General features: G+C 47.7%; 2 pseudogenes. One reads left to right on the forward strand and one right to left on the reverse strand.

Annotated elements, in window-relative coordinates:
• Positions 1–240 (reverse strand): annotated as a pseudogene (locus ACXPVS_RS27320) (transposase); the annotation flags it as partial.
• Between the two features lie 195 nt (positions 241–435).
• Between ACXPVS_RS27320 and ACXPVS_RS27325 the strand changes: the two are divergent.
• Positions 436–1185: pseudogene (locus tag ACXPVS_RS27325) on the forward strand (acyltransferase family protein); the annotation flags it as partial.
• Between the last annotated feature and the right edge of the window lie 127 nt (positions 1186–1312).

Raw genomic sequence — 1312 nt, forward strand, 5'->3', positions numbered from 1 at the left:
AGAGCGATTCTTCCATGGCCGGGTCGCTATAACCGAACCAGTTTTGCATCAGATGAACCCGTAACATCGCCATCAACGGATAGGCCGGACGACCACCTTCGCCCTTCGGATAGTGCGGCTCGATCAGTTTGACCAAGCCATTCCGGGCACGACCTGATCCATCTCGATCAGGAAGCGTTCACGGCGGGTTTGTTTGCGTTTGCCAGCGTATTCGGCGTCAGCGAAGGACATCTGCTTCATCGGGGTTCAACCGTTCAGTTCCTGAGACTGGCGTATTTCACCAGATTTGAAAGTCTTTTTCAGAGTTTCCTTAGACTCTTTACGAGCAATCGCTGTGTTGTTGGTCCTATGGGGGCATGTATTTCTACTCAGAATCAGCGATGCAAATACTGTNTTCAACCGTTCAGTTCCTGAGACTGGCGTATTTCACCAGATTTGAAAGTCTTTTTCAGAGTTTCCTTAGACTCTTTACGAGCAATCGCTGTGTTGTTGGTCCTATGGGGGCATGTATTTCTACTCAGAATCAGCGATGCAAATACTGTTGGCATCTGGGTGCCAGATGTAAAGGATTTGATCTTTGGCCCAACAACATTAGCAGATAACATCCACTGGAAATTAGGCAACTGGATGGGCTCTACATTTGGTCTAAATACTGGCTCGCTTGGCGTGTCGTTATTCTTCCTAATCAGTGGATTTGTAATTCTAAGAACGGTAGACAGGACGCCACCCTTACAATTTATTATCCAACGTCTTTTTAGGATCATTCCCGTTTGCTTTTTCTGCGTCACTCTTGTAGCCGCCATAACATATGTATATTGCTATAACCGAGGACTGCAACAGCCAAACACTATTACGAGCATCCTTACATCATCGATTGCCGCAAACTATTTTAATGGAGCCTTCTCCACGGTTCCTGTGCTGTGGACGCTAGAGATTGAGATGTTTTTCTACGTTGTCATGGCGGTGGCTGTAGCTATATTAGGCCGACTAGACTACAAAGCGCTGTGCTTGATATCGCTTCTGTGCCTTGCGGTCGTTGCTGGCTATGCGCTGCCGTACGCATCGGCCCCCTCCAAGCCAGACATGTATCGTCACTTCAGCACCATATTTGTTTCCATCAGCTATATGATGATCGGCGCCTTTATCTATCGTGCTTATGAGGACGAGAACATATCACGCGGCCTAGCGGTAATCCCCCCATTTTTAATACTCACCAGAAATAGATATCAGGCCACCAGGGCCAACTTCTGTTTAGGGGTGATGCCTCCGAGTGCCATATTCGGGCGCTCGTGATTGTATGTCCAGATCCAGT

Source organism: Pseudomonas sp. Ma2-10 (genome assembly GCF_054330215.1).